At 71.0% G+C, this 26,650-nt stretch carries 23 protein-coding genes; 11 read left to right on the top strand and 12 right to left on the bottom strand.

From position 1 onward, the window contains the following. Positions 1–9: 9 nt before the first annotated feature. The 3 genes from IRX98_RS06950 to IRX98_RS06960 are packed head-to-tail and all read right to left on the bottom strand — an operon-like array spanning position 10 to position 3,538. The gene (locus IRX98_RS06950) at positions 10–753 is read right to left on the bottom strand and encodes a succinate dehydrogenase/fumarate reductase iron-sulfur subunit (RefSeq protein WP_224275113.1); all 744 of its coding nucleotides are present in this window, start codon (positions 751–753) and stop codon (positions 10–12) included. A 2-nt stretch (positions 754–755) separates the two neighbouring features. Next, on the bottom strand, positions 756–2,777 hold the full coding sequence (locus IRX98_RS06955; protein ID WP_224275748.1) for a fumarate reductase/succinate dehydrogenase flavoprotein subunit: 2,022 nt from the start codon (positions 2,775–2,777) through the stop codon (positions 756–758). A gap of 32 nt (positions 2,778–2,809) precedes the next feature. Continuing rightward, entirely contained in the window at positions 2,810–3,538 is a 729-nt protein-coding gene (locus tag IRX98_RS06960; RefSeq protein WP_224275115.1) for a succinate dehydrogenase cytochrome b subunit, read from the bottom strand. Between the two features lie 145 nt (positions 3,539–3,683). Here IRX98_RS06960 and sdhC point away from each other — a divergent pair, with 145 nt between their 5' ends. From sdhC to IRX98_RS06975, 3 genes are read left to right on the top strand one after another with little or no spacing between them, the layout of a single operon-like run. Beyond that, a complete protein-coding gene (sdhC, locus tag IRX98_RS06965) occupies positions 3,684–4,505 on the top strand; it encodes a succinate dehydrogenase subunit SdhC (protein WP_224275117.1) in 822 nt (273 codons plus the stop codon). Then, the gene (locus IRX98_RS06970) at positions 4,505–6,370 is read left to right on the top strand and encodes a fumarate reductase/succinate dehydrogenase flavoprotein subunit (protein ID WP_224275120.1); all 1,866 of its coding nucleotides are present in this window, start codon (positions 4,505–4,507) and stop codon (positions 6,368–6,370) included. The genes sdhC and IRX98_RS06970 overlap by 1 nt, the downstream gene beginning before the upstream one ends. Next, positions 6,367–7,143 carry a succinate dehydrogenase/fumarate reductase iron-sulfur subunit gene (locus IRX98_RS06975; protein ID WP_224275122.1) on the top strand — a complete coding sequence of 259 codons (777 nt, stop codon included), beginning with the start codon at positions 6,367–6,369 and terminating at the stop codon, positions 7,141–7,143. The genes IRX98_RS06970 and IRX98_RS06975 overlap by 4 nt, the downstream gene beginning before the upstream one ends. A gap of 11 nt (positions 7,144–7,154) precedes the next feature. Here IRX98_RS06975 and IRX98_RS06980 read toward each other — a convergent pair whose 3' ends face one another. Next, on the bottom strand, positions 7,155–7,928 hold the full coding sequence (locus IRX98_RS06980) for an SDR family NAD(P)-dependent oxidoreductase (RefSeq protein ID WP_224275124.1): 774 nt from the start codon (positions 7,926–7,928) through the stop codon (positions 7,155–7,157). Positions 7,929–8,028: 100 nt separating this feature from the next. Here IRX98_RS06980 and IRX98_RS06985 point away from each other — a divergent pair, with 100 nt between their 5' ends. From IRX98_RS06985 to IRX98_RS07005, 5 genes are read left to right on the top strand one after another with little or no spacing between them, the layout of a single operon-like run. Further along, complete coding sequence (locus tag IRX98_RS06985; RefSeq protein WP_224275127.1) at positions 8,029–8,880, top strand: helix-turn-helix transcriptional regulator; 852 nt, start codon at positions 8,029–8,031, stop codon at positions 8,878–8,880. Between the two features lie 46 nt (positions 8,881–8,926). Continuing rightward, positions 8,927–10,729, top strand: a complete 1,803-nt coding sequence (locus IRX98_RS06990) for a methylmalonyl-CoA mutase family protein (protein WP_224275130.1) — start codon at positions 8,927–8,929, stop codon at positions 10,727–10,729. Beyond that, a complete protein-coding gene (scpA, locus tag IRX98_RS06995; RefSeq protein ID WP_224275132.1) occupies positions 10,726–12,915 on the top strand; it encodes a methylmalonyl-CoA mutase in 2,190 nt (729 codons plus the stop codon). The genes IRX98_RS06990 and scpA overlap by 4 nt, the downstream gene beginning before the upstream one ends. Then, entirely contained in the window at positions 12,915–13,904 is a 990-nt protein-coding gene (gene meaB / locus IRX98_RS07000; RefSeq protein ID WP_224275135.1) for a methylmalonyl Co-A mutase-associated GTPase MeaB, read from the top strand. Before scpA ends, meaB begins: the two co-directional genes overlap by 1 nt. Positions 13,905–13,916: 12 nt before the next feature. Further along, positions 13,917–15,122, top strand: coding sequence for an amidohydrolase (locus IRX98_RS07005; protein ID WP_224275137.1), 1,206 nt, complete (start codon positions 13,917–13,919; stop codon positions 15,120–15,122). Here IRX98_RS07005 and IRX98_RS07010 read toward each other — a convergent pair. The 5 genes from IRX98_RS07010 to IRX98_RS07030 form a co-directional block, all read right to left on the bottom strand. Then, complete coding sequence (locus IRX98_RS07010) at positions 15,108–16,289, bottom strand: sensor histidine kinase (protein WP_224275140.1); 1,182 nt, start codon at positions 16,287–16,289, stop codon at positions 15,108–15,110. The two genes, IRX98_RS07005 and IRX98_RS07010, sit on opposite strands and share 15 nt — an antisense overlap. Positions 16,290–16,412: 123 nt before the next feature. After that, positions 16,413–17,714 carry an ABC transporter permease gene (locus IRX98_RS07015; protein WP_224275143.1) on the bottom strand — a complete coding sequence of 434 codons (1,302 nt, stop codon included), beginning with the start codon at positions 17,712–17,714 and terminating at the stop codon, positions 16,413–16,415. After that, the gene (locus tag IRX98_RS07020; RefSeq protein ID WP_224275146.1) at positions 17,711–18,976 is read right to left on the bottom strand and encodes an ABC transporter permease; all 1,266 of its coding nucleotides are present in this window, start codon (positions 18,974–18,976) and stop codon (positions 17,711–17,713) included. The genes IRX98_RS07015 and IRX98_RS07020 overlap by 4 nt, the downstream gene beginning before the upstream one ends. Further along, positions 18,973–20,496 carry an ABC transporter ATP-binding protein gene (locus IRX98_RS07025; protein WP_224275150.1) on the bottom strand — a complete coding sequence of 508 codons (1,524 nt, stop codon included), beginning with the start codon at positions 20,494–20,496 and terminating at the stop codon, positions 18,973–18,975. The genes IRX98_RS07020 and IRX98_RS07025 overlap by 4 nt, the downstream gene beginning before the upstream one ends. 255 nt (positions 20,497–20,751) lie before the next feature. Further along, positions 20,752–21,861 carry a BMP family lipoprotein gene (locus tag IRX98_RS07030; RefSeq protein WP_224275153.1) on the bottom strand — a complete coding sequence of 370 codons (1,110 nt, stop codon included), beginning with the start codon at positions 21,859–21,861 and terminating at the stop codon, positions 20,752–20,754. Positions 21,862–22,045: 184 nt separating this feature from the next. Between IRX98_RS07030 and IRX98_RS07035 the strand changes: the two genes are divergently transcribed. Both IRX98_RS07035 and IRX98_RS07040 read left to right on the top strand, forming a co-directional pair. Beyond that, positions 22,046–22,453, top strand: coding sequence for a cytidine deaminase (locus tag IRX98_RS07035; RefSeq protein ID WP_224275155.1), 408 nt, complete (start codon positions 22,046–22,048; stop codon positions 22,451–22,453). Further along, complete coding sequence (locus IRX98_RS07040) at positions 22,453–23,736, top strand: thymidine phosphorylase (RefSeq protein ID WP_224275157.1); 1,284 nt, start codon at positions 22,453–22,455, stop codon at positions 23,734–23,736. Before IRX98_RS07035 ends, IRX98_RS07040 begins: the two co-directional genes overlap by 1 nt. A gap of 106 nt (positions 23,737–23,842) precedes the next feature. Here the strand turns inward: IRX98_RS07040 and IRX98_RS07045 are convergent, their stop codons facing one another. Beyond that, positions 23,843–24,295 (bottom strand): MaoC family dehydratase, encoded by a 453-nt coding sequence (locus IRX98_RS07045; RefSeq protein WP_224275161.1) that lies wholly within the window; start codon positions 24,293–24,295, stop codon positions 23,843–23,845. 53 nt (positions 24,296–24,348) lie between these two features. On the opposite strand from IRX98_RS07045, the gene IRX98_RS07050 reads away from it, so the two are divergent. Then, positions 24,349–25,443 (top strand): adenosine deaminase, encoded by a 1,095-nt coding sequence (locus IRX98_RS07050; protein WP_224275750.1) that lies wholly within the window; start codon positions 24,349–24,351, stop codon positions 25,441–25,443. Here the strand turns inward: IRX98_RS07050 and IRX98_RS07055 are convergent. Both IRX98_RS07055 and IRX98_RS07060 read right to left on the bottom strand, forming a co-directional pair. Beyond that, positions 25,430–25,945: a hypothetical protein gene (locus IRX98_RS07055; protein WP_224275164.1), complete on the bottom strand. Its 516-nt coding sequence runs from the start codon at positions 25,943–25,945 to the stop codon at positions 25,430–25,432. The genes IRX98_RS07050 and IRX98_RS07055 overlap by 14 nt on opposite strands. Then, the gene (locus IRX98_RS07060; RefSeq protein ID WP_224275166.1) at positions 25,942–26,589 is read right to left on the bottom strand and encodes a nucleoside/nucleotide kinase family protein; all 648 of its coding nucleotides are present in this window, start codon (positions 26,587–26,589) and stop codon (positions 25,942–25,944) included. The genes IRX98_RS07055 and IRX98_RS07060 overlap by 4 nt, the downstream gene beginning before the upstream one ends. Positions 26,590–26,650 lie beyond the last annotated feature (61 nt).

The following is a 26,650-nucleotide window of genomic DNA, read 5'->3' on the forward strand; positions in this document are numbered from 1 at the left end:
GCGTGTGGCTCAGTGGCCGTGGCGGATCGCGGTGCGCAGGTCCTTGTTGAGCTGGGAGATCACGTCGAGCGGGATCTCCTTGGGGCAGGCGGCGGTGCAGGCACCGATGTTGGTGCAGCCGCCGAAGCCCTCGTGGTCGTGCTGGGCGACCATGTTCACCACGCGGCTGTCACGCTCGGGCTGCCCCTGCGGGAGCTCGCCGAGGTGCGTGATCTTGGCACCCATGAAGAGCGAGGCCGAGCCGTTGGGGCACGCCGCGACGCAGGCGCCGCAGCCGATGCACGTCGCGACGTTGAAGGCGCGCAGCGCGTCGTCACGCGGGACGGGCACCGAGTGGGCCTCGGGGGCCGAGCCGGTGTTGACCGAGATGTAGCCGCCCTGCTGGACGATCCGGTCGAAGGCGCTGCGGTCGACGATCAGGTCCTTGACGACCGGGAAGGCGTCGGCGCGCCACGGCTCGATCGTGATCGTCTCGCCGTCCTTGAACGAGCGCATGTGGAGCTGGCAGGTCGTGGTGACCTCCGGTCCGTGGGCGTCGCCGTTGATCATCAGCCCGCACGACCCGCAGATGCCCTCGCGGCAGTCGTGGTCGAAGGCGATGGGATCCTCGCCCTTGTCGTTGAGCTGCTCGTTCAGCACGTCGAGCATCTCCAGGAACGACATGTCCGGGGACACGTCGGCGAGCTGGTAGGTGTGCATCGCCCCGGCGGACGAGGCGTCCGGCTGGCGCCAGATCTTCAGGGTCAGGTTCATGCTCACTTGTAGCTCCGCTGCTTCATCTCGATGGCGGTGTAGACGAGGTCTTCCTTGTGCAGGACGGGGATGGAGTCCTCACCGGCCCACTCCCACGCGGCGACGTAGGCGTACTCGTCGTCGTGGCGCAGCGCCTCGCCGTCCTCGGTCTGCGACTCGCCACGGAAGTGGCCGCCGCACGACTCGCGTCGGTTGAGGGCGTCGATGCACATCAGCTCGCCGAGCTCGAAGAAGTCGGCCACGCGGCCGGCCTTCTCGAGCGACTGGTTCAGGGTCTGGGCGCCGCCCAGGACCTTCACGTTGCGGTAGAAGTCGTCCTTGAGCGAGCGGATGAGGTCGATGGCCTTCTTCAGGCCCGTCTCGGTCCGCTCCATGCCGCAGTACTCCCACATGATGTTGCCGAGCTCGCGGTGGTAGGAGTCGACGCTGCGGGTGCCGTTGACGGACAGGAAGTGGTCGATGCGGCCCTTGACCGACTCGCGCGCCTCGACGACGGCGGGGTGGTCCTCGGTGATCTCCTCGAACGGCCCGTCCGCGAGGTAGTCGCGGATGGTGTGGGGGAGGACGAAGTAGCCGTCGGCCAGGCCCTGCATCAGCGCGGAGGCGCCGAGGCGGTTCGCGCCGTGGTCGGAGAAGTTGGCCTCACCCGTCACGAACAGGCCCGGGATCGTGGACTGGAGGTCGTAGTCGACCCACAGGCCGCCCATGACGTAGTGCACGGCGGGGTAGATGCGCATCGGCACCTCGAACGGGTTCTCGCCCGTGATCCGCTCGTACATGTCGAAGAGGTTGTCGTACTTCTCCGTGATGCCCTTCTTGCCCAGTCGCTCGATCGCGGCGGAGAAGTCGAGGTAGACACCACGGCGTACGCCGTCGACCTCGGGCCCGACGCCGCGACCCTCGTCGCAGACGTTCTTGGCAGCGCGCGAGGCGATGTCGCGGGGGACCAGGTTGCCGAAGGAGGGGTAGATCCGCTCCAGGTAGTAGTCGCGGTCCTCCTCGGGGATGTCGCGCGGGTCCTTGTCGCAGTCGGCCTGGTTCTTGGGCACCCAGATGCGGCCGTCGTTGCGCAGCGACTCCGACATCAGCGTCAGCTTCGACTGGTGCGAGCCCGAGACGGGGATGCAGGTCGGGTGGATCTGCGTGTAGCAGGGGTTGGCCATGTAGGCGCCCTTGCGGTGCGCACGCCACGCGGCGGTGACGTTGCAGCCCATCGCGTTGGTCGACAGGTAGAACACGTTGCCGTAGCCGCCCGAGGCGAGCACGACGACGTCGGCGAGGTGGGTCTCGACCGCACCGGTGACCATGTCGCGGGCGATGATGCCGCGCGCCTTGCCGTCGACGGTGATGAGCTCGAGCATCTCGTGGCGGGTGTAGGTCGACACGGTGCCGGCCGCGACCTGGCGCTCGAGCGCCTGGTAGGCGCCGATCAGCAGCTGCTGGCCGGTCTGGCCGCGGGCGTAGAAGGTGCGCGAGACCTGCACGCCACCGAAGGATCGGTTGTCGAGCAGGCCGCCGTACTCGCGGGCGAACGGGACGCCCTGCGCGACGCACTGGTCGATGATGTTCGTGCTGACCTCGGCGAGGCGGTAGACGTTGGACTCGCGCGAGCGGTAGTCGCCGCCCTTGACCGTGTCGTAGAAGAGGCGGTGGACGGAGTCGCCGTCCTCCTTGTAGTTCTTCGCGGCGTTGATGCCGCCCTGCGCAGCGATCGAGTGCGCGCGACGCGGGGAGTCCTGGTAGCAGAAGGACTTCACGTTGTATCCGGCCTCGCCGAGCGTGGCTGCGGCCGAGGCGCCGGCCAGGCCGGTGCCGACGATGATGATCGACAGCTTGCGCCGGTTCGACGGGTTGACCAGGCGGGCCTCGAACTTGCGGTTCTGCCAGCGTTCGGCGATCGGGCCCTCGGGCGCCTTGGTGTCGACCAGCGGCGTGCCGGGCGTGTAGTAGCCCGCCGCGTCGTCGTAGTCGCCGTCGAGGAAGCCGCTGGCCGAGGCCTCGGCGGCGCTGACGGTGTCGGGCATGTCCATGTCGTGGCTCACGAGCTGCAGACCCCTTACTTGGTGATGATGCCGGCGAGGACACCGAGCGGGACGAGGGAGAAGCCGACCGAGACGATCAGCGCGATGACGAAGCCGGTGACCTTGGCGCGCTGGCGCTTGGCCGCGGTGCCGGTCCAGCCGAGCGTCTGGGCGGCGCTCCAGATGCCGTGGTGCAGGTGGGCGCCGAGCGCCAGCATGGCGACGAGGTAGATGACCGTCAGCCACCACACGTCGAACGTGTCGACCATCAGGTTGTAGGGGTCGTTGGTCTCCCCGCCCTGCGGGTTGACCTTGACGATGGTGAAGTTGAGGAGGTGCCAGACCAGGAACACCAGGATGGTCACCCCGCCCCAGCGCATCATCAGGCTGGCGCGGGTGGCGCCGGTGTCCTTCTTCACGACGTACTTGGTGGTGCGGGCCTTCGCCGCACGCCGCCACAGCACCACGGCGCAGTAGACGTGGACCACGAGCGAGGCGATGAGGCCGACGCGCAGGATCCACAGCAGGCCGCCGTGCGGGAGCATCGGCTCCCCGATCTCGCGGAGGTGCTCGGCGTACTCGTTGAACGCGTCGTGGCCGGCGAACGCCTTGAGGTTGCCGTACATGTGCGCGAGGACGAAGCCGAGGAACACCATGCCGCTCAGCGCCATGCCGAGCTTCAGCGCGATGGTGGTGCGAGAGGCGCGTGCACCCTTGACGAGGGTGGGGCCAGACAGTCGGGGACCGTTGAGTTGGGTTGCCACATGTAGACGGTATCGCGGCACGCACAGCCACGACGCGCCGAGTTGGTGTGAGGTTTCACTGGGCGCGTTGTCTTCCCGCTCAGGTGTGACACAGGCCATAGTCGCCTGTGTCGCCCGGACACCGTTCCGGACCCTTGGAGGACGTATGCCAACGACCGACCACGGCGTCACCAGCCCGAGCCGCGCCCGCATCGGGGAGCGCACCCTGCGACAGGACCGGTGGTGGCTGCAGCCGCTGACGACCTTCGTCGTCTTCTCCGCCTTCGTCGTCTACGCCACCGTGCGCGCGTTCATGGGACGTGACTACTACGCCTCGCCCTACCTCTCGCCGTTCTACTCGCCGTGCCTGGGCGACTGCGTCGAGGGAGCGTCCGACTTCGGCCAGCCGTTCGCGTGGTGGCCGCTGTCGGCGGCGCTGATCATCCTGATCTTCCCGCTGGGCTTCCGGATGACCTGCTACTACTACCGCAAGGCCTACTACCGCGCCTTCTGGCTGAGCCCGCCGGCGTGCGGGGTCGCCGAGCCCCACGGCGCCTACTCCGGCGAGACGCGGCTCCCGCTGGTGCTGCAGAACGTGCACCGCTACTTCTGGTACGCCGCCGTGGTGGTCGGCCTGGTCCTGACCTTCGACGTGGTGCTCGCCTTCCGCCCGATGCCGGCCGAGTACGCCGTCGGCGACGGCGAGACCTCCGGGATCCACATGGGCCTGGGCACGCTGCTGATGATCGTCAACGTCGTCTTCATCTGGCTCTACACGCTCTCGTGCCACTCGTGCCGCCACATCGTCGGCGGCCGGCTGCGCCACTTCTCCCAGCACCCGGTCCGCTACCGGCTCTGGACGTGGGTCTCGCGGCTCAACACCAGCCACGGCAGGTGGGCGTGGTACTCGCTCTTCTCGGTCGCGCTCGTCGACCTCTACATCTTCCTGCTGGCCACCGGCACGATCCAGGACCTGAGGTTCTTCTGATGAGCGACACGAACGGGCCGGCGGAGGGGCGCCACCCGATGACCGGCAACGCGATGTCCGGCGACGCCCGCGGCGGCATGGAGCGCCACGCGTACGACGTCGTGGTGGTCGGTGCGGGCGGGGCGGGGCTGCGCGCGGCGATCGCGGCCCACGACGCGGGTGCGCGTACGGCGATCGTGTGCAAGTCGCTGCTCGGCAAGGCCCACACGGTGATGGCCGAGGGCGGCATCGCGGCGGCGATGGGTAACCGCTGGCCGGAGGACAACTGGGAGGTCCACTTCCGCGACACCATGCGCGGCGGCAAGATGCTGAACAACTGGCGGATGGCGCAGCTGCACGCGCAGGAGGCGCCCGAGCGGGTGCAGGAGCTCGAGGACTGGGGTGCGCTCTTCGACCGCACCGAGGACGGGCTGATCTCCCAGCGCGACTTCGGCGGCCACAAGTACGCCCGGCTCGCGCACGTCGGCGACCGCACCGGCCTGGAGATGATCCGCACGCTCCAGCAGCGGGCGGTGTCGCTCGGCATCGACGTCTTCATGGAGTGCACGGTCACCGACGTCTTCAAGGAGGGGGACCGGGTCTCGGGCGCGTTCGCCTACTGGCGCGAGTCGGGACGCTTCATCGTCTTCGACGCGCCCAGCGTCATCCTCGCCACCGGCGGCATCGGCAAGTCCTTCAAGGTCACCTCGAACTCGTGGGAGTACACCGGCGACGGCCACGCGCTGGCGATGCGGGCCGGCGCGAGCCTCATCAACATGGAGTTCGTGCAGTTCCACCCCACCGGCATGGTGTGGCCGCCCTCGGTGAAGGGGCTGCTGGTCACCGAGTCGGTGCGCGGCGACGGCGGCATCCTGAAGAACTCCGAGGGCGAGCGCTTCATGTTCGACTACATCCCCGAGTTCTTCCGGGCCGAGACCGCGGACACCGTCGAGGAGGCGGACGCGTGGTACGAGGACAAGAAGAACAACCGCCGTCCTCCCGAGCTGCTGCCGCGCGACGAGGTGGCCCGTGCGATCAACTCCGAGATCAAGGCCGGCCGCGGCACACCGCACGGCGGGATCTACCTCGACATCGCCTCGCGGCGCTCGCCGGAGTTCATCCGCAAGCGGCTGCCGTCGATGTACCACCAGTTCAAGGAGCTCGCCGACGTCGACATCACCGCCGAGCCGATGGAGATCGGCCCCACCTGCCACTACGTGATGGGCGGCGTCGAGGTCGACGCCGACACCCAGGAGAGCGCGGTGACCGGGCTCTACGCGGTCGGCGAGTGCTCGGGCGGGATGCACGGCTCCAACCGCCTCGGCGGCAACTCGCTCGGCGACCTGCTGGTCTTCGGCAAGCGCGCCGGCGAGCACGCCTCGACGTACGCCGCCTCGCTGCGCGGTGCGCGCCCGCAGGTCGACGAGGCCGACGTGAGGGCTGCGCAGGCGAGCGCACTCGCGCCCTTCGAGGTCGAGGGTGGGGAGAACCCCTACTCCATCCAGTCCGACCTCCAGCAGTCGATGAACGACCTGGTCGGCATCATCCGCACCCGCACCGAGCTCGAGGAGTCGCTGGGCGAGATCGAGGCCTTCAAGGAGCGGGCGCGGACGATGGTCGTCGAGGGCCACCGGCAGTACAACCCCGGCTGGCACCTCGCGCTCGACCTGCGCAACATGCTCATCGTCAGCGAGTGCATCGCCAAGGCCGCGCTCGCCCGGGAGGAGTCGCGCGGCGGCCACACCCGCGACGACTTCCCCGGCCCCGATCCCGCGTGGGGCACCAAGAACCTCGTGGTCACCCTCGACGCCGCCGGCACCGGGGTGGAGCTGCACGAGAAGCCGCTGCCGGAGATGCCGGACGAGCTGAAGGGGTACTTCGCATGAGCTACACCTTGAAATTGCGGATCTGGCGCGGCGACAGCGACGGCGGGGAGATCCAGGACTTCCCGGTCGAGGTGTCCGACGGCGAGGTCGTGCTCGACGCGATCCACCGCGTGCAGGCCACCCAGGCCGGCGACCTGGCCGTGCGGTGGAACTGCAAGGCCGGCAAGTGCGGCTCGTGCAGCGCCGAGGTCAACGGGCGACCCCGGTTGATGTGCATGTGCCGGCTCTCGGACTTCGAGCAGGACGAGACCATCACGGTGACGCCGATGCGCACCTTCCCGGTCATCCGCGACCTGGTGACCGACGTGTCCTTCAACTACGAGAAGGCCAAGCAGCTGCCCGCGGCGAAGCTCGGTCCCCGCGACGCCGACGGCAAGCGCCGGATGGCGCAGGTCGACGTCGAGCGCGGCCAGGAGTTCCGCAAGTGCATCGAGTGCTTCCTGTGCCAGGACGTGTGCCACGTGGTGCGCGACCACGAGGACAACAAGGAGGCGTTCGCCGGGCCGCGCTTCTTCCTGCGCTACGCCGAGCTCGACATGCACCCGCTCGACACCCACGACCGGCGCGAGCTGGCCCAGGGCGCGGCGGGCCTGGGGATGTGCAACATCACCAAGTGCTGCACCGAGGTCTGCCCCGAGGGGATCAAGATCACCGACAACGCGATCATCCCCATGAAGGAGCGCGTGGTGGACAGGAAGTTCGACCCGCTGGTCTGGCTGGGCAACAAGATCGGGCTGCGCAACAAGGACGTCGAGGGCCGCACCGAGGTCTGAGGCGCCGGCGGCTACACCGGTCGCGTCGCGGTGATGCCACCGTCGACGGGGATCACGGCGCCGTGGACGTAGGCCGCCTCGTCGGAGACCAGCCAGGCGATGGCGGCCGCGACCTCGTCAGGGGTCCCGGGCCGGCCCGCGGGGGTGCTCGCGGTCATCCGGGCGATGACGTCGTCGTCCCCGGCGTTGATCGGCGTACGCGTCGCGCCGGGCGCCACGGTGTTGACGCGTACGCCCCGCGGGCCGAACTCGGCGGCCCAGCTGCGCGCCAGCTGCGCCTCGGCCGCCTTGGTGGCTGAGTAGAACCCGACGAAGGGGTGGCCGACCCCGGCCATCCACGACCCCACCACGACGATGGCCCCCGCACCGTGCGAGGCCATCGCCGGCGCGATCGCGGCAGTGAGGACCTGTGGCGCGCGGACGTTGACGGCCAGGGTCGCCTCGAGGTCCTCGTCGCTCAGCGAGACCGTGTCGACGGCCGGGCAGACCGCGGCGTTGTGGACCAGGACGTCGATCCGACCGTCGAGCGCGGAGGTCCACGCGGCAGCCAGGTCCCGGAGGGCGGCAGGGGGCGCGGTGAGGTCGCCTGCGACGAAGACGGCAGCGCCGCCGGAGGCGGTGATCGCATCGACCACCTCGGCCCCGCGCGCGGCGTCACGGCCGGTGACGACGACCCGGGCGCCGCGGGCGGTGAGGTGGTGGGCGGTGGCGGCGCCGATGCCGCTGGTGGATCCGGTGACGACGGCGGTGCGGCCGGCGAGGGACGTGGTGGGTGGGGTGCTCATGGGACGAGTGCACCCGCTCGGCCACGCGCGCACCAGTGCAGGCCCTGCCGGGGCACGGCGTGACCACGCACGACGGCGTACGCCTCCGTAGGCTTGCGATGTGCCTGCCGACCGATCCGCGCTGGGAGCATTCCTGCGGTCCCGCCGCGACCGGCTGACCCCCGCCCAGGCAGGGATCACCCCGTTCCCGGGTCCGCGCCGGGTGCCGGGTCTGCGCAAGGAGGAGCTCGCCGTGCTGGCGGGGCTCAGTCCGGACCACTACAGCCGCCTCGAGCAGGGCCGCCAGCACACGGTGACCGACGACGTCGTCGAGGCACTCGCCCGGGCGCTGCGCCTCGACGACGTCGAACGCGCTCACCTGCGCGACCTCGCCGCTCCACAGCGCCGCACTGCGGCGACGTGGGAGGTCGCCCAGCGCGCCGACCCGGGACTCCTGCGCGTGATGACCACCCTCGACCACGTCCCCGTCCTGCTGCTCGGACGCCGGTCCGAGGTGCTGGGGTGCAACGCGCTGCTGCGCGCCGTGCTCGGCGCCGAGGTCGACACCGGCGAGGTCCTCGTGCGGTGGCTCTTCCTCGACGCTCGCGCGAGAGGACGCATCGAGAACTGGTCCGACTACGCCGCTGCTGCCGTGGGCGCGCTGCGCTACGAGGTCGGTCGGCATCCGACCGACCGTCGCCTGCAGGGACTGGTCGACGAGCTCCGCACGGCCGACCCCGACGTGGCCCGCTGGTGGGACGACCACGGGGTCACCGACCGCACCTCGGTGGACAAGCAGATCGCGCACCCCGTCGTGGGGAGGCTGGCCTTCGGCATCGAGGCGCTGGTGTCACCCCACGACCCCGAGCAGCGGCTCATCGTCTACACCGCCCAGCCCGGTTCGCCCACCGCGGCCGCGCTGCCCGTGCTCGCGTCGTGGGGGCTGGAACCGTCCGTGAGACCTATCCCATAGGTCTCACCCGTGCCACGGATGTGACGCTCGCCCTATCCTGCGACTCATGAGCGACCTCGACGGTGGACTGGACGAGCCCGAGGAGCTGCAGCCCGAGGAGGGCTCGCTCCGGCTGGTGGGCGAGGGCGACACCTACGGCCCCGCAGCCTGGGAGGCGGCGACCGCCGCGGTGCTGCGCAAGGCCCGGCGCCTGCGCGACGACGCGCCCGACTCCGAGGTCTGGTCGGTGCTGACGCGGACCACGCTGGACGGGATCGACGTGCCGCCGATCGGGCAGCCGTCCGACCTCGACGACCTCCGCACCGAGGGCCGCCCCACGCGCGCCGGCGCCTGGGACATCCGTACGCCCCTGGTCGGCGACGACGCGGCGGCCGTCAACGAGGCGGCCCTGGTCGACCTCGACAACGGCGCCACCTCGCTGCACCTCGACCTGTCCCGCTCCGTCGACCTGTCCCGCGCGCTGCGCGGCGTGCTGCTCGACCTCGCCCCGGTCACCCTCGAGCGACCCGATGCCGGGCAGTCCGAGGCGCTCGCCCGGCTGCTCGAGGACACCGCGAACGACCCCCACCCCGGCAGCAACCTCTCCGCCGACCCGGCCACCGCCGAGATGTTCGGCCACCGGGTCGCCGACGACGGGCGTACGCCCTTCGACTCCTTCGTCGACACCGTCCGCCGGGCACAGGCGCTCGGCGTGCTCGGCGCCGTCGTCGACGGCACGGCGCTCCACGACCGCGGGGCCAGCGACGCCCAGGAGCTCGGCTGGACGATGGCCGTCGGCGTCCACTACCTGCGGATCCTGGTCGAGGCGGGGTTCACCGTGGACGAGGCGGCCGGACTCATCGAGTTCCGCTACGCCGCGACCGACGAGCAGTTCCCCACGATCGCCAAGCTGCGCGCGGCCCGACGGCTGTGGGCGCGGGTGCTCGAGGCGAGCGGTGCCGATGACGTCGCGCAGCGCCAGCACGTCGTCACCAGCCGCGCCATGATGACGAAGCAGGACCCGTGGGTGAACATGCTCCGCGGCACCATCGCCGCCTTCGCGGCCGGCGTCGGGGGCGCGGACGCGATCAGCGTGATCCCCTTCGACGAGCGGCTGGGGCAGCCCGACGCCCTCGGCCGGCGGATCGCCCGCAACACCTCCTCGCTGCTCATCGAGGAGGCCCACGTCGCCGCGGTGTCCGACCCCGCCGGTGGGTCGTACGCCGTCGAGAAGCTGACCGACGACCTCGCCGTCGCCGGCTGGGCCGAGCTCGGCCGGATCGAGGCGGACGGCGGGTTCGGCGAGCAGGCAGCGACGGGCGTCAAGGAGCGGGTGCGCGCCGTCGCGGCCGCCCGGGACGCCGGCATCGCCGACCGCTCGCGCCCGCTGACCGGCGTCTCGGAGTTCCCGAACCTCGCCGAGGTCCTGCCCGAGCGCGCCCCGTGGGGCCGTGGCGGCGTGCGCCACTACGGCTGGGCCTACGAGGACATGCGGGCCGAGCCCGCCACGGAGAAGGTCTTCCTCGCCACGATGGGCCCGATCGCCGCCCACACCGCGCGCGCCACCTTCGCCACCAACCTGTTCGCCGCCGGCGGGGTCGCCGTCGAGGCGGCGGGCCCGACCGACGGCGTCGAGGCAGTCACGGCGGCCTGGTCCGGCCAGCGCGTCGTGTGCCTGGCCGGCACCGACGCGGCGTACGCCGAGTGGGGTGCCGACCTCGTCGCCGCCCTCCGTGCGGCGGGTGCGGCGTACGTCGTGCTGGCCGGGAAGCCGGGGGAGAAGACCGTCACCGACGTCGATGACTCGTGTGCCATGGGGGTCGATGCGCTCGGCTTCCTCGGCCGGATCCGAGAGGAGCTCAGCCGATGAGCATTCCCGAGAACTTTGCCGAGGTGGGTCTGGGTCTCGAGGCTCGCTCCGCTCGCACCTCAACCACCGAGACCCGGGGCGCGGGCGAGGCGTGGACGAGCCCGGAGGGCATCGACATCCTCCCGGTCTACGGCCCCGAGCACCTCGAGGGCCTCGACGGCCTCGACACCTGGCCGGGCATCGCGCCGTTCCTGCGCGGGCCCTACCCGACGATGTACACCACCCAGCCGTGGACGATCCGGCAGTACGCCGGCTTCTCCACCGCGGAGGAGTCCAACGCCTTCTACCGCCGCAACCTCGCGGCCGGGCAGAAGGGCCTGAGCGTCGCCTTCGACCTCGCGACCCACCGCGGCTACGACTCCGACCATCCACGGGTGCGCGGAGATGTCGGCATGGCGGGCGTGGCGATCGACTCGATCTACGACACCCGCACCCTCTTCGACGGCATCCCGCTCGACGAGATGTCGGTGTCGATGACGATGAACGGCGCGGTGCTGCCGGTGCTCGCGCTCTACATCGCCGCGGCCGAGGAGCAGGGGGTGAAGCCGGAGCAGCTCGCGGGGACCATCCAGAACGACATCCTCAAGGAGTTCATGGTCCGCAACACCTACATCTACCCGCCCGCGCCGAGCATGCGGATCATCAGCGACATCTTCGCCTTCACCAGCCAGAAGATGCCGCGCTTCAACTCCATCTCCATCTCCGGCTACCACATCCAGGAGGCCGGGGCGACGGCCGACCTCGAGCTGGCCTACACGCTGGCCGACGGCGTGGAGTACATCCGTGCCGGCCTCGGCACCGGCATGACGATCGACCAGTTCGCCCCGCGCCTGAGCTTCTTCTGGGCCATCGGGATGAACTTCTTCATGGAGGTCGCCAAGATGCGTGCGGCCCGGGCGCTGTGGGCGCGGCTGGTCGACGACTTCGACCCGCAGAACCCCAAGTCGCGCTCGTTGCGCACCCACAGCCAGACCTCGGGCTGGTCGCTCACCGCGCAGGACGTCTTCAACAACGTCGGGCGCACCTGCATCGAGGCGATGGCCTCCACGCAGGGCCACACCCAGTCGCTGCACACCAACGCCCTCGACGAGGCGATCGCGCTGCCGACGGACTTCTCGGCCCGCATCGCCCGCAACACCCAGCTGCTGCTGCAGCAGGAGAGCGGCACCACCCAGGTCATCGACCCGTGGGCCGGCTCCTACTACGTCGAGAAGCTGACCCACGACCTCGCCGAGCGGGCCTGGGCCCACATCCTCGAGGCCGAGCGCGCCGGCGGCATGGCAGCCGCGATCGAGCAGGGCATCCCCAAGATGCGCATCGAGGAGGCGGCAGCCCGCACCCAGGCGCGCATCGACTCGGGCGCGCAGAAGGTCATCGGCGTCAACACGTTCCGCCTCCCGGTCGAGGACAAGCTCGACGTCCTGCGGGTCGACAACGACGACGTCTACCGCCAGCAGGTCGCCAAGCTCGAGCGACTCCGCGCCGAGCGCGACGACGACGCCGTACGCCGCTCGCTGGACGCGCTGACCGCCTCGGCCGAGCGCGGCCCGGTCGGCGGCGGCTCCCTCGAGGGCAACCTCCTCGCGCTGGCCGTCGACGCGGCCCGCGCCAAGGCCACCGTCGGGGAGATCTCCGACGCGCTGGAGAAGGTCTACGGCCGCCACCAGGCCGTGATCCGTACGATCAGCGGCGTGTACCGCGACGAGGCAGCCAAGTCCGACGGCGCGGCCGGCGGCAAGGTCGCCGAGGTCCTCGCCGCGACCGAGGAGTTCGAGGCCGAGGAGGGGCGTCGCCCCCGCATCCTCGTGGCCAAGATGGGCCAGGACGGCCACGACCGCGGTCAGAAGGTCGTCGTCACCGCCTTCGCCGACCTCGGCTTCGACGTCGACGTGGGCCCGCTGTTCTCCACGCCCGAGGAGGTCGCCCAGCAGGCGATCGACGCCGACGTGCACATCGTCGGCGTCTCCTCGCTGGCCGCGGGACACCTGACCCTGCTGCCGGCGCTCAAGCAGGCGCTGGCCGACCAGGGGCGCCCGGACATCATGATCGTCATCGGTGGCGTGATCCCGCCCGACGACGTCGAGACGCTCCGGGAGATGGGTGCGGCCGCGGTGTTCCTGCCCGGCACGGTGATCGCGGAGTCCGCGCTCGACCTCATCGCACGCCTGCGGGAGCAGACCGCCTGATGGCTCGTCCCGTGGACGTCGCCGCACTGGTGGAGGGGGTCCGCGCCGGGCGTCGTGCCGACGTCTCGCGCGCCATCACGCTGGTGGAGTCGTCGCGCACCGAGCACCGCACGGCGGCGCGCGAGCTGCTGACGGCGCTCGCCGACACCGACCTCCCGCCGGCGACCCGCGTGGGCATCTCCGGGGTGCCCGGGGTGGGCAAGTCGACCTTCATCGAGGCCCTCGGCACGCGGCTGACCGCTGCCGGGCACCGCGTCGGCGTGCTCGCCGTCGACCCGTCGTCGGTGCGCACGGGCGGGTCCGTGCTGGGCGACAAGACGCGGATGGCGTCGCTCGCCGTCGACCCCAACGCCTTCATCCGTCCCTCGCCCACGGCCGGGACGCTCGGTGGCGTGGCCCGGGCGACCACCCAGGCGATGCTGGTGCTGGAGGCCGCCGGCCACGACGTGGTCCTCGTGGAGACCGTCGGGGTCGGCCAGTCGGAGGTCACCGTCGCCGGGATGGTCGACACGTTCTGCTTCCTCACCATCGCGCGCACCGGCGACCAGCTGCAGGGCATCAAGAAGGGCATTCTCGAGATCGCCGACGTCGTCGCGGTCAACAAGGCCGACGGACCCCACCAGGCCGACGCCCGCGTCGCGGCCCGCGAGCTCGCCGGGGCGCTCCGCCTCGTGCGCGGCCACGCGGAGTGGGCCCCGCCGGTCGTCACCTGCTCCGCGCTCACCGGCGCCGGCGTCGACGACGTCTGGCAGCGCGTGGGGGAGCACCGCGCCCACCTCGGCGCCGACGGCCTGGCCCACAAGCGCGCCGGGCAGCAGCTCGACTTCACCTGGGCGCTCGTGCGCGACGAGCTCGCCCAGCGGCTGCGGACCTCGCCGGGCGTGGCGGCGGTGCGCGACGACGTACGCCGTGCGGTGCTGGCGGGCGAGCTGCCCGCCCCGCTGGCCGCGGACCGGCTTCTCGCCGCCTACGACGGGGACGCGAACTAGACTGCGAGGGTTATGCCTGACACACCCTCCGCCTCGTCCGTCACCACCGCCGTGATCGCCGAGATCGTCGACAAGTACGCCGACGACCTCGTCGCCCTCCGGCGTGACCTGCACGCCCACCCCGAGCTCAGCTGGGAGGAGCACCGCACGTCCGACGCCGTGGTCACCGCGCTCGAGGGAGCCGGGTGGGACATCACCCGCCCCGAGGGCGGCGGAGTGATCGCCGAGATCGGTCACGGCGAGCGGCTGGTGGCGCTGCGCGCCGACCTCGACGCCCTGCCCGTCGACGACCTGATCTCCGACCCGTGGCGCAGCACCGTCCCCGGCGTGGCCCACGCCTGCGGGCACGACGTGCACACCGCGGGACTCGTCGGCGCCGGACTGGCCCTGGCGGAGGTCGCCACCCGTGGCCTGCTCCCGGGACGGGTGCGGCTGCTCTTCCAGCCGGCCGAGGAGGTGATGCCCGGAGGAGCGCTGCACCTCATCTCGTCGGGGGCGCTCGAGGGCGTCTCGCACGTCTTCGGCCTCCACTGCGACCCGAGCCTGGACGTCGGCCGGATCGGGCTGCGGGAGGGACCGCTGACCGGCGCCGCCGACTCGCTCACGGTCCGGCTGATCGGCAAGGGCGGGCACACCTCGCGTCCGCACCTCACCGAGGACCTCACCTTCGCCCTGGGCAAGGTGATCACCGAGCTGCCCGCCATCCTGAGCCGCCGCCTCGATCCGCGCGCCGGTGTCAGCGTGGTCTGGGGGATGGTGCGCGCGGGCTCGGCGCCCAACGTGATCCCGCACGGCGGTGTCGTCGCCGGCACGGTCAGGATGCTCGACGCGGTCGCGTGGGCCGACGCCGAGCACCTCATCCGCCAGCTGATCACCGCGATCGTCGCGCCCTACAGCGTGACCGCGGAGGTGACCTACCAGCGCGGCGTGCCGCCGGTGGTCAACCACGAGGAGTCGACGCGGCTGCTCGGGATCGGGGTCGAGAACGTCCTCGGCCCGCACGGCCATGTCTCCACCGCGCAGAGCCTGGGCGGTGAGGACTTCGGCTGGTTCCTCGACTCGGTGCCGGGCGCGATGGCCCGGCTCGGGACCCGCACGTCCGGCGGGGCGACGTACGACCTCCATCAGGGCAACCTGCGCATCGACGAGGCGGCCACCCCGATCGCCTCGCGGGTGCTCGCCGAGGCCGCGGTCACCGCCCTGTCAGCCGCCGGCTGAGGCCCTCGCCGGCTCGTCGGCGCGACCGAGCGGCACGGCGAACGTGAAGGTGCTGCCCTCGCCGAGCGCGGAGGAGACGTCCAGCCGGCCGCCCATGAGGTCGACCAGCGCGCGACAGATCGCCAGCCCGAGCCCGATCCCGCGCTGCTCGCGCGCGGTGAAGCGGTCGGTCTGGGTGAAGGGGTCGAAGAGGCTCTCGACGTGCTCCTCGGCGATCCCGATGCCGTTGTCGACGACCGTGAACTCGACCCAGGTGCTGTCGGCCGCTGCGTCCGAGTGGGCGGCGCCGGCCCGGACGCGCACGCACACCGACCCGCAGGCGGATGTGAAGGTGAGGGCGTTCTGCACCAGGTTGGTGACGACCTGGGTGATCCGGCGCGCGTCGCCGACCGCGGTCCGCGGCACCACCTCGTCGACCACGAACGAGATGGAGAGGTCGCGGCTCTCGGCGAACGGCACCGCCCACTCCGCGACGTCCTCGACCAGTTCGCGCACGTCGAAGGGACGCGGGTGCAGGACGGTCTGGTGCGCCTCCAGCCCGGAGAACTCCAGCAGGTCGTGCACCAGGTGCATCAGCCGCTGCCCGGAGCGGTGGATGAGCCGGGAGAAGTGCGCAGGCTCGGCCTCGAGGTCGGAGGCCATCAGCAGGTCGGTGGCCCCGACCAGGGCCGCGAGCGGTGTACGGAGCTCGTGACTCACGGTGGCGAGGAAGAGCGTCTTGGCGAGGTTGGCCTCCTCGAGGTCGCGCAGCAGCTGCTTGGCTTCCGTGATGTCCTCGGTGATGCCGTGGATGCCGACGATCTCGCCAGCAAGGACCAGTGGGATGCCGGTGCACCGGATGTCCACGACCACACCGTCGGGTCGCAGGACGCGTGCCTCGACGACCTGGGGCTCTCCTGCCATCGCGCGACCGAAGGCACCCTCGAGCAAGTGCTTGTCCTCCGGGTGGATGACCTCGGAGAAGTGGGTCTCGTGCATCTCCTCGAGGGTGAGGCCGGTCATCTCGAGCGCGCGGCCGTTCGCGTCGGTGAAGTAGCCGCGCACGTCGACGCTGTAGGCCGCGTGCGGGTGGTGGGTGAACATCGAGGCATAGCGCTCGCTGCTCTGAGCCAGTGACTCCTCGCCGCCCGTCGGGGTCGACGGGGCGGACGGATCGAGCTGGTCCACGAGAACCTCCGCAGGGTCGTTGCCGGTCGCGATGACCGTACGTCACGTCGGACCGTCCGTGGGACAGCAGGAGGGCCCGGTGCGTGTGCACCGGGCCCTCCTGGTCGATCGATCAGCGACGGGTCACTGTTGTCGGTAGGGGACTCCGTCGGCCGCCGGGGGCCGGGAGCGTCCCACCAGGCCCGCCACCGCGAAGATGGTGACGAGGTAGGGGAGCATCAGCATGAACTGGCTCGGGACCGGCGAGCCGATCGCGGAGAGCACGCCCTGCAGGTTGGACGCGAAGCCGAAGAGCAGCGCGGCCAGGGTGGCGCGGATCGGGTCCCACTTGCCGAAGATCACCGCGGCGAGGGCGATGTAGCCCGCACCGCCGGTCATCTCACGGTTGAATCCCGCGACCGAGACCAGGCTGAAGTAGGCGCCGCCCATGCCCGCGATCGCGCCGGCGAGCAGGATCGTGCGGTAGCGGGTGCGGTTGACCTTGATGCCGACGGTGTCGGCGGCCTTCGGGTGCTCGCCGACCGCGCGGACCCGCAGGCCCCAGCGGGTGCGGTAGAGGGCGTACGCCACGAGCGCGACGACGACGTAGAGCACGTAGACCAGCGGGGTCTGCCGGAACAGCACCGGGCCGATCAGCGGGATGTCGCCGAGGATCGGGATCGGCATCGCGCTGAAGCGGTCGGGGGAGTTCAGGGTGTCGGAGTTGGGGGCCAGGACCTGGCGGAACATGAAGTTCGTCAGGCCGACGACGAGCACGTTGAGCACGACGCCGACGATGACCTGGTCCACGAAGTAGGTGATCGCGAACAGCCCCAGGATCAGCGCGATCAGGGCACCGGCCACCATCGCGGCGACAAGCCCGGCCCACGGGGAACCGGTGAGCGAGGCGGTGACGGCGGCCGCGAAGGCACCGAAGAGCAGCTGGCCCTCGATCGCGATGTTGACCACGCCGGCGCGCTCGCCGAGCACGCCGCCCAGGGCGCCGAAGACGAGCGGGATGGCGAGCGCCACGGCGCCGGCGAAGAGGCTGACGAGGCGGATGCGCTCGTCGGCTGCGGCCCAGCTGAGGAAGCCGGTCATCCACGCCACCGCGAAGGCGATCGGGACCCAGACCGGCTGCCGCGTGTGCGCCAGCATGCGGCGTACGGCCTCGGCGGTGAGCGCCAGGCACAGCACGACCATCACCCAGGCGGTGGGACCCGACGGCACGACGATGTCGGGCAGCGTCACGAAGTCGGTGTCGGCCGCCAGCTGGAAGGTGGTGTCACCGGCGTGGCTCGAGCGCAGCAGGACGACGGCCAGCAGGGCCGTCATCACGCCGAAGATGATCGGCAGCTTCTTGGCGCCGATGCCCTTGGCGGGGGTCACGGCGGCGTCGGGAGCCAGCCCACCGCTCTCGGGGGTGGGGGTGGTCACGGTGCTCACTTGGCCTCCTGGGCGGGGAGCCGGAAGATCGCGCGCACCAGGGGAGGTGCGGCGAGGAAGAGGACGATCAGCGACTGGACCACCAGCACGAGGTCGACGGAGATGTTCTCCGAGGCCTGCATGGTGAAGCCGCCGGCCTTGAGGGCGCCGAACAGGATGCCGGCGGCCAGGATGCCCAGCGGCTTCGAGCGGCCGAGCAGGGCGACGGTGATGGCGTCGAACCCGATGGATGCGTCGAGGTCGAGCGAGACGCCGCTGGTGACCGTGCCGAGCACCTGGTTGGCGCCGGCCAGGCCGAGCAGCGAGCCCGCGATCATCATCACGATCGTGTAGGTCATGCCGACGTTGATGCCGGAGGCCCGGGCGGCGTGGGGGTTCTCGCCGACCGCGCGGATGCGGTAGCCGAGGGTGGAGCGGTTGAGCAGCCACCACGCCACGCCGACCGCGACCAGCGCGATGATGAAGCCGAGGTGCAGGTTGAACTGGTCGCCCAGCACCTTCGGCAGGATGGCGGTCTCCTTCATCGGCGGCGACTTCGGGTTGACCGAGCCGGGCGTCTTGAGGAGCCACTCCTTGGTGAGGGCGTAGAAGAGCAGGTAGTAGGCGACGTAGTTGAGCATGATCGTGACGATCACCTCGTGCGCGCCGGTGCGGGCCTTCAGCAGGCCGGCGATCCCGCCCCAGAGCGCACCGGCGACCATGGCGACGATGAGCGCGAGCGGGAGGTGCACGACCGTCGGCAGGTCGAACTGGAAGCCGACGTAGCCGGCAGCGCCGCCGGCGACGAGCATCTGGCCACGACCACCGATGTTGAACAGCGACGCGCGGAACGCGAGGCCGACGCCCAGGCCGCCGAGGATGAGCGGGCCGGCGAACTTCAGGGTCTCCGTCAGCGGGCGCCACTGCTGGGCCGGCTCGGTGAGGAGGTAGTTGAAGACCGAGCCGCGGAACATCGCGCTGTAGGCGCCGGAGATGGCGTCCCACAGGGCGGTGAAGAAGTCCGAGGGGCGGGCCGTGATGTAGCTGGCGGTCTCGCGGACGCCCTCGTCGGTCGCGGCGATCATCACCGAGCCGACGAACACGGCGAGGAACACCGCGAGCACGCCGGCCATGGCGTCGCCGGAGACGATCTCGCGCAGGACCGAGCGCGAGCGCTCCTCCTGCTGGCGGTCCTCGGTGGCGGGCTCGGTCAGGGTCTGACCGGCGGAGTCCTCCGGCCGGTCCGGCTGGGGGTCCGGCTGGGGCTTGTCGGTGTCGTTCACGAGGCCACGTCCTTCAGGTCCTTCGGGCGTTCGCCGGTCATCATCAGGCCGAGGGTCTCGCGGGGCGTGTCGGCCGGCACGATGCCGACGACCCTGCCGCGGTAGAGCACCATGATGCGGTCGGCGAGCGCGACCACCTCGTCGAGCTCGGTGGAGACCACCAGGACGGGGATGCCGCTGTCGCGCGTGGCGACGATCTGCTTGTGGATGAACTCGATCGAGCCGACGTCGACGCCGCGGGTGGGCTGGGCCGCGACGAGCAGGCGCAGCTCGCGCGAGAGCTCCCGGGCAACGACGACCTTCTGCTGGTTGCCGCCGGAGAGGTTGGCGGCCAGCGAGTCGATGTCGCGGGCCCGGACGTCGTACTCCTTGAGCTTCTTCTGCGCGAACTCGCGCAGCGCGCCCAGGCGCAGGGAGCCGTTCTTGACGAACGGCGACTTGAAGCTGCGGTTGAGCATGAGGTTCTCGGCGATGGTGAAGTTGGGCACCAGACCGTCGACCTGGCGGTCCTCGGGGATGAAGCCGACGCCGGCGTCGAGGATCCTGCGCGTCGAGCGCCCGACCAGCTCCTCGCCGTCGAGGGTGATCGACCCGCTGACGTCGTCCTGGAGGCCGAGCAGGGCCTCGGTGAGCTCGGTCTGCCCGTTGCCCTGGACGCCGGCCACGCAGAGGACCTCGCCCGCGCGGATCGTGAAGCTGAGGCCGTCGACCTGACGGTGCCCGGCCAGGTCGGTGACGCGCAGGTCCTTCACGACGAGGGCGTCGGCACCGAGGGTCGGGGCGTCCTTGTGCACGGTCAGCTCGACCGGACGACCAACCATCATCGAGGCCAGCTCGGCGTTGCTGGCGGTGGGCTCGGCCTCACCGACCACCTTGCCGAGGCGGATCACCGTGATCCGGTCGGCGACGGCGCGGACCTCGCGGAGCTTGTGGGTGATGAAGACGATCGCCTTGCCGGCCTCCTTGAGCTGGCGCATGATCTCCATCAGCTCGTCGGTCTCCTGCGGGGTGAGCACCGCGGTGGGCTCGTCGAAGACGAGGAGCTCGGCGTCGCGGGACAGGGCCTTGATGATCTCCACGCGCTGCTGCACGCCGACCGGGAGGTCCTCGACGAGCGCGTCGGGGTCGACGTGGAAGCCGAAGCGGTCGGAGATCTCGGTGACGCGCGCGCGGGAGGCGTCGAGGTCGAGGGTGCCGGCGAAGCCGGTGGTCTCGTTGCCGAGCATCACGTTCTCGGCGACGGAGAAGACGGGGATGAGCATGAAGTGCTGGTGGACCATGCCGATGCCGGCGGCCATCGCGTCGCCGGGTCCGGTGAAGTGCTGGACCTCGCCGTCGAGCTCGATCTCGCCCTCGTCGGCCTTGTAGAGGCCGTAGAGCACGTTCATCAGGGTCGACTTCCCTGCGCCGTTCTCACCGAGCAGGCAGTGGATCTCTCCGGGCTCGACCGACAGGGAGATCGAGTCGTTGGCCACCACGCTGCCGAAGCGTTTGGTGATGCCTCGCAGGACGAGTCTCATGGCATCGCATCCTAGGGGTCGCAAGGGTCCGCAGGTCTGGACCGGGGTCGTGGTACGGCCTGCCTGGTGGGGCGGTCGCGTACGGCCGCGCGGGAGCGCGCGGGAAGGGTAACCGTGGGGGATCCGGAGGCACTGCCCCGAGATGTGCCAAAGGTCGGGGGACCGTTCTGGCAACTGGCCACCGGCACACGAGGGGGAGGCCGACGAACGTCGACCTCCCCCGCGTGGTGGAGCGTGGTGCAGCGTGCTGGTGCCTCAGCCCAGGTAGGACTCGACCGTGATCGAGCCGTCGATGATGCCGGCCTTCACCTCGTCGAGCTTGTCGGCCAGGCCGCCGTCGACCTTGTCCTCGAAGTTGTGGAACGGCGCGATGCCGACCCCGTCGTTCTCGAGGGTGCCGATGTAGGGCTCGAAGTCGAACTCGTCGTTGCCCGCGGCCAGGACGGCCTCGTAGGTCGAGACCTTCATGCCCTTGAGGATCGAGGTCATGACGTAGTCCTGCGTGGTGGGGTCGGTCTCGTAGAGGTCGGCGTCCACGCCGATCATCGCGATGTCGTCGCCCGAGTCCTGGATCGCGGTGATCGCGCCCTGGTAGATCGGGCCACCGACGGGAAGGATCACGTCGACGTCCTGGTCGAGGATCTGCTTGGCGGTGCTGGTCGCGGCCTCGTTGGCCTCGAAGCCACCGGTGAAGGAGCCGTTCTCGCCGTCCCAACCGACGACCTCGACGTCCTTGCCGTTCTCCTCGGCGTAGTACTCGGCGCCCTGCTTGAAGCCGTCCATGAAGATCGTCACGGTCGGGAAGGGCATGCCGCCGTAGGTGCCGACCTTGCCGGTCTTGGTGTAGTCCGCAGCGGCGTAGCCGGCGAGGAACGCAGCCTCGGCGGTGTTGTAGAGCAGCGGCTTGATGTTCTCCACGTCGGCCTGACCGTCGAAGGTCGCGCCGTCGTCGCCGCCGTCGGCCGAGTCGTCGATGAGGACGTACTCGATGTCGGGGTTGGCGGCAGCCGACTCCTTGGTCGCCGAGGCGAGGGCGAAGCCGACGGTCACGATGACGTCGCAGCCCTGGCCGACCAGGCTCTCGAGGTTCGGACCGAAGTCGTTCTCGCTGTTGGACTCGACGGGGATCAGCTCCACGCCGAGCTCCTCGGCGGCCTGGGTGGCGCCCTCGAAGCCGAGCTGGTTGAACGACTTGTCGTCGAAACCGCCGGCGTCGGAGACGATGCACGGCTGGAAGTCGCTCGCAGCGGCCTCGCTCCCGCTGTCAGTGGTGTCTTCCTCGGGCGCGTCGCCGCACGCAGCAAGGGTCGCGGCCGCGAGCAGCGCCACGAGACCGCTCGAGACGACCTTCCTCGACTTCTTCACAAATGCCTCCAAGTTCGTGCACCCCGGGATGGGGTCAGCTTTCCGGGGGAATGATGCCTGCCCCTGTGCCACGCGTCACGCGGATCGCTACTTCTGGTATCAGGTTGAGACATAAAACGTCGCCAGCCTCTTTCGGCAGAACCTGCCAAAACCCGCTGGCGCCCCCATAGGTCATAGTGGCCGCGTGGATCAGAAGGACTGGGACGAGCTGAAGGCTGCCGCCGTCGAGGTGATGGGACGCGCCTACGCGCCCTACTCCCGTTACCCCGTGGGCGCCGCCGCGCTGGCCGACGACGGCAGGCGCGTGGTGGGCTGCAACGTGGAGAACGCGGCGTACGGCGTCGTGCTGTGCGCGGAGTGCGGACTCGTGTCCCAGCTCCACGCCACCGGCGGCGGTCGGCTGACGCACTTCGTGTGCGTCGACGGTGCGGGCGAGGTGATCATGCCCTGCGGACGCTGCCGCCAGCTGCTCTTCGAGCACGGTGGGCCGGACCTGCTGGTCTGGACCGTCTCGGGGGTGAAGCCCATGTCCGAGGTGCTCCCCGACGCCTTCGGTCCCGACGACCTCACCAAGAACGAAGGAAGCCGCTGATGCCCGCACACGACGCCGTCGAGGTGATCCTCGCCAAGCGCGACAAGCACGAGCTCAGCGACAGCCAGATCGACTGGGTCATCGACGCCTACACCCGCGGCGAGGTCGCAGACGAGCAGATGTCGGCGCTCGCGATGGCGATCCTCCTCAACGGGATGAACCGCACCGAGATCGCGCGCTGGACCGCCGCGATGATCGCGTCGGGGGAGCGGATGGACTTCTCCACGCTCTCGCGCCCGACCGCCGACAAGCACTCCACCGGTGGCGTCGGCGACAAGATCACGCTCCCGCTGGCCCCGCTCGTGGCGGCCTGCGGCGTGGCCGTGCCCCAGCTGTCCGGCCGCGGGCTGGGCCACACCGGCGGCACGCTCGACAAGCTCGAGTCCATCCCCGGCTGGCGCGCCGCGCTGAGCAACGACGAGATGTTCTCGATCCTCGAGGACGTCGGCGCGGTCATCTGCGCGGCCGGTGACGGCCTGGCCCCGGCCGACAAGAAGCTCTACGCCCTGCGCGACGTGACCGGCACCGTCGAGGCGATCCCGCTCATCGCGAGCTCGATCATGAGCAAGAAGATCGCCGAGGGCACCGGCGCGCTGGTGCTCGACGTCAAGGTCGGCAGCGGCGCCTTCATGAAGGACCTCACGACCGCGCGCGAGCTCGCCGAGACGATGGTGGCGCTCGGCACCGACGCCGGCGTGCACACCGTCGCCCTCCTCACCGACATGGCCACCCCGCTCGGCCTGACCGCCGGCAACGCCGTGGAGGTGCAGGAGTCGGTCGACGTGCTGGCCGGTGGCGGTCCCGCCGACGTCGTCGAGCTGACGCTCGCCCTGGCCCGCGAGATGCTCGCCGGTGCCGGGCGCGACGACGTCGACCCGGCCGACAAGCTGGCCGACGGCTCCGCGATGGACGCCTGGAACTCGATGGTCCGCGCCCAGGGCGGTGACCCCGACGCCGCGCTCCCGGTGGCTCGTGAGAGCCACGTGATCAACGCCCCCGCGACGGGCACCCTCACCCGCCTCGACGCGATGGCGGTCGGGCTGGCCGCGTGGCGTCTCGGCGCCGGCCGCGCCCGCAAGGAGGACCCGGTGCAGGCCGGTGCCGGCGTCGTCTGGCACGCACGCCCCGGCGACGAGGTCACCGAGGGCCAGCCGCTCTTCACGCTGCTCACCGACGAGCCCGAGCGCTTCGACCGCGCCCTCGCCTCGCTCGAGGGCGGCTACGACATCGGCGACGGTGCCGGCTTCGCCGCCGGTCCGATCGTGCTCGACCGGATCAGCTGAGCCTCACGACCCAAGCTGGAGCCTCACCCCCGAAACTTCGGGGTGGAGGCTCCAGTTTCCCCGGGTACCCGGGGATCGCGACGAGCAGCGACGACCAGCGGCGCCCTCAGGCGAGGAGCAGCACCACGTGCTGGGCAACGCAGGCGGGCTTGTCCTGGCCCTCGATCTCGACCGTGTGCTCGACGATGAGCTGCTTGCCCGCGGGCAGGTCGCGCACCTCGCCGAAGCGCACGTGCGAACGAAGCCGGCTGTCGACCGGCACCGGTGCGGGGAAGCGCACCTTCTCCAGGCCGTAGTTGAGCCGCGCCCCGGGCGTCTCGAGGCTGAAGACCTGCGAGGCGAAGTGGGGGAGCAGGCTCAGGGTGAGGAAGCCGTGGGCGATCGTGGTCCCGAAGGGGCCGGCTGCGGCTGCCTCGGCGTCCACGTGGATCCACTGGTGGTCGAGGGTGGCGTCGGCGAAGGCGTCGATGCGGGCCTGGTCGACCGCGAGCCACTCGCTGGTCCCGATCTCGGAGCCTGCGGCGGCGGCGACGTCGTCGAGCGTGGTGAAGGTGCGCATGGCCTCACCCTAGGACGCTGCCGGGCGACTGGTTGGATGGGCACGTGAACGACGTGACCGAGACCCCGACCTCCACCAGCCCGACCCGCGAGCAGGTCCACGCCGCGCCCAAGGTGCTGCTGCACGACCACCTCGACGGTGGGCTGCGTCCACAGACCATCGTGGAGCTCGCCGCGGAGATCGGCCACGAGCTGCCGGCCCCCGACGCGGAGTCGCTGGGGCAGTGGTTCGCGGAGTCGGCCGACTCGGGCTCGCTGGTGCGCTACCTCGAGACCTTCGACCACACCGTCGCGGTCATGCAGAACGGCCCGGCCATCGCCCGCGTCGCCCGCGAGTGCGTCGAGGACCTCGCCGCCGACGGCGTCGTCTACGCCGAGGTGCGCTACGCGCCCGAGCAGCACGTCGCCAACGGCATGACGCTCGACGAGGTCGTCGCCGCCGTGCAGGAGGGCTTCGACGCCGGCATGGCCGCCGCGGGCGGCAGGATCGTCGTACGCCAGCTGCTGACCGCGATGCGCCACCAGGCTCGCTCGATGGAGATCGCCGAGCTCGCGATCTCCTGGCGCGACCGCGGGGTCGCGGGCTTCGACATCGCGGGCGCGGAGGCGGGCTTCCCGCCCACCCGCCACCTCGACGCCTTCGAGTACCTCCAGCGCGAGAACGCGCACTTCACCATCCACGCCGGCGAGGCCTTCGGGCTGCCGTCGATCTGGGAGGCGATCCAGTGGTGCGGCGCCGACCGGCTCGGCCACGGCGTACGGATCGCCGACGACATCACCGTCGCCGACGACGGCTCGGTCGAGCTGGGCCGGCTCGCGGCCTACGTCCGCGACAAGCGGATCCCGCTGGAGATGTGCCCGAGCTCCAACATCCAGACCGGCGCCGCCTCCTCCTTCGCCGAGCACCCGATCGGGCTGCTCACCGACCTCCGCTTCCGCGTGACGGTCAACACCGACAACCGTCTGATGAGCCAGACGTCGATGACGAAGGAGATGTTCGGCCTGGTCGAGGCCTTCGGCTACACGCTGGAGGACCTGCGGTGGTTCACCATCAACGCGATGAAGTCGTCCTTCCTGCCCTTCGACGAGCGACTGAAGATCATCGACGAGGTCGTGAAGCCGGGCTACGCAGCCCTCATCGCGGGCTGACGACCAGCCACGGCCGGTCCCAGCCGGCGAGCGCGAGGTCGCCGCGCTCCCAGCGTCCGGACGCCACCGGCGTGACGAGACCGGACGCGGGCTCGTAGGTCGAGGCGCCGTCCGCCCCGGCTCCGGTCACCAGCACGACGTGGCGCGGCAGCCACTGGTCGCCGACGTAGACGGCGACCGGCCGCAGCGGGGTCGCGGCGGCCAGGTGCGGCCACACGCGTCGCCCCACGCGTACGGACCGGGTCGCGTAGGGCACCCCGGTGAGCAGGCCGAGCTCGCGCGCGACCGCCCACGGCGGGGTGCCGAGCGCGCGGGGCCACGGCACCTGCCAGCCGCCCGCAGTGTCGGACAGGGAGGTGAGCCGGCGGTGCAGGGTGCTCACCTCGTGGGCGAAGCTCGCCTGGTCGCCGACGAGCCCGGCGTAGCGGGGCAGCGCCAGCCGGCGTGCCATCACCAGGGCCGCGGCACCGCAGGAGCGGCGGTCGGGCTGTTGGAGCCTCACGCGGACCCGGCGTCGAAGCGGGAGTCGGACCGGGAGCCGGAGGACGCCTGGACGTTCGCGGTCAGCTCGGCGTACGCCTGGTCGCCGGTGGCGCGCCGGCAGCCCTGGCGGAGGGCGTGAGCGACCACGCGGCGCTGGTCGCGGGCGAGGGCGTAGCCGCGGCGCACGAGCACCAGCGGCGGCTTGCGGTGCTCGCGCAGGTCGCGGCTCAGCCGGCGCCAGAAGGTGACGAGGGGGTGCTGGGTGATGCAGTAGGCCGCCGCCAGCAGGCCCTCCTCGCGGCACGCGGCCACGACGTCGGGGGCGAAGATGCCCTCGGCGACGAAGCGCGTGCTGCCGTGCAGGTCGACGGCGCGCGACCCGCAGCGGCCGTTCTGCGCGATCTCGTAGATCGGCACCTCGCTGCGCCCGGTGGCGCAGAGCTCGCGCAGCGCGGCCATCGCGTCGGACTGGTGCCAGGAGTCGGGGTGGTCCCAGTCGACGAGGCCCGCGTTGGCGCCGTGGTCGATGCGCGGCAGGGTCGGGTCGTCGCCGTCCTTGTAGAAGTCGTCGAGCCGCAGGACCGGCAGTCCGAGCCGTTCGGCGAGCCGGGACTTCCCGGCGCCGCTGGGGCCGGCCAGGACGACCACCTGGGCTGTGCTCATTGTTACGAACTCATTTCCTCGTTCGGCCACGGACGATCCTGCCGGAGATTAGTCTCGCCGA

This window comes from Nocardioides lacusdianchii, from assembly GCF_020102855.1.
Lineage (GTDB): Bacteria > Actinomycetota > Actinomycetes > Propionibacteriales > Nocardioidaceae > Nocardioides > Nocardioides lacusdianchii.

Bases quoted from the DNA above. Each gene is read 5' to 3' on its own strand.
- IRX98_RS06950 (WP_224275113.1), bottom strand. From the start codon at position 753: ATGAACCTGACCCTGAAGATCTGGCGCCAGCCGGACGCCTCGTCCGCC.
- IRX98_RS06955 (WP_224275748.1), bottom strand. From the start codon at position 2,777: ATGCCCGACACCGTCAGCGCCGCCGAGGCCTCGGCCAGCGGCTTCCTC.
- sdhC (WP_224275117.1), top strand. From the start codon at position 3,684: ATGCCAACGACCGACCACGGCGTCACCAGCCCGAGCCGCGCCCGCATC.
- IRX98_RS06970 (WP_224275120.1), top strand. From the start codon at position 4,505: ATGAGCGACACGAACGGGCCGGCGGAGGGGCGCCACCCGATGACCGGC.
- IRX98_RS06975 (WP_224275122.1), top strand. From the start codon at position 6,367: ATGAGCTACACCTTGAAATTGCGGATCTGGCGCGGCGACAGCGACGGC.
- IRX98_RS06980 (WP_224275124.1), bottom strand. From the start codon at position 7,928: ATGAGCACCCCACCCACCACGTCCCTCGCCGGCCGCACCGCCGTCGTC.
- IRX98_RS06990 (WP_224275130.1), top strand. From the start codon at position 8,927: ATGAGCGACCTCGACGGTGGACTGGACGAGCCCGAGGAGCTGCAGCCC.
- scpA (WP_224275132.1), top strand. From the start codon at position 10,726: ATGAGCATTCCCGAGAACTTTGCCGAGGTGGGTCTGGGTCTCGAGGCT.
- meaB (WP_224275135.1), top strand. From the start codon at position 12,915: ATGGCTCGTCCCGTGGACGTCGCCGCACTGGTGGAGGGGGTCCGCGCC.
- IRX98_RS07005 (WP_224275137.1), top strand. From the start codon at position 13,917: ATGCCTGACACACCCTCCGCCTCGTCCGTCACCACCGCCGTGATCGCC.
- IRX98_RS07025 (WP_224275150.1), bottom strand. From the start codon at position 20,496: ATGAGACTCGTCCTGCGAGGCATCACCAAACGCTTCGGCAGCGTGGTG.
- IRX98_RS07040 (WP_224275157.1), top strand. From the start codon at position 22,453: ATGCCCGCACACGACGCCGTCGAGGTGATCCTCGCCAAGCGCGACAAG.
- IRX98_RS07045 (WP_224275161.1), bottom strand. From the start codon at position 24,295: ATGCGCACCTTCACCACGCTCGACGACGTCGCCGCCGCCGCAGGCTCC.
- IRX98_RS07060 (WP_224275166.1), bottom strand. From the start codon at position 26,589: ATGAGCACAGCCCAGGTGGTCGTCCTGGCCGGCCCCAGCGGCGCCGGG.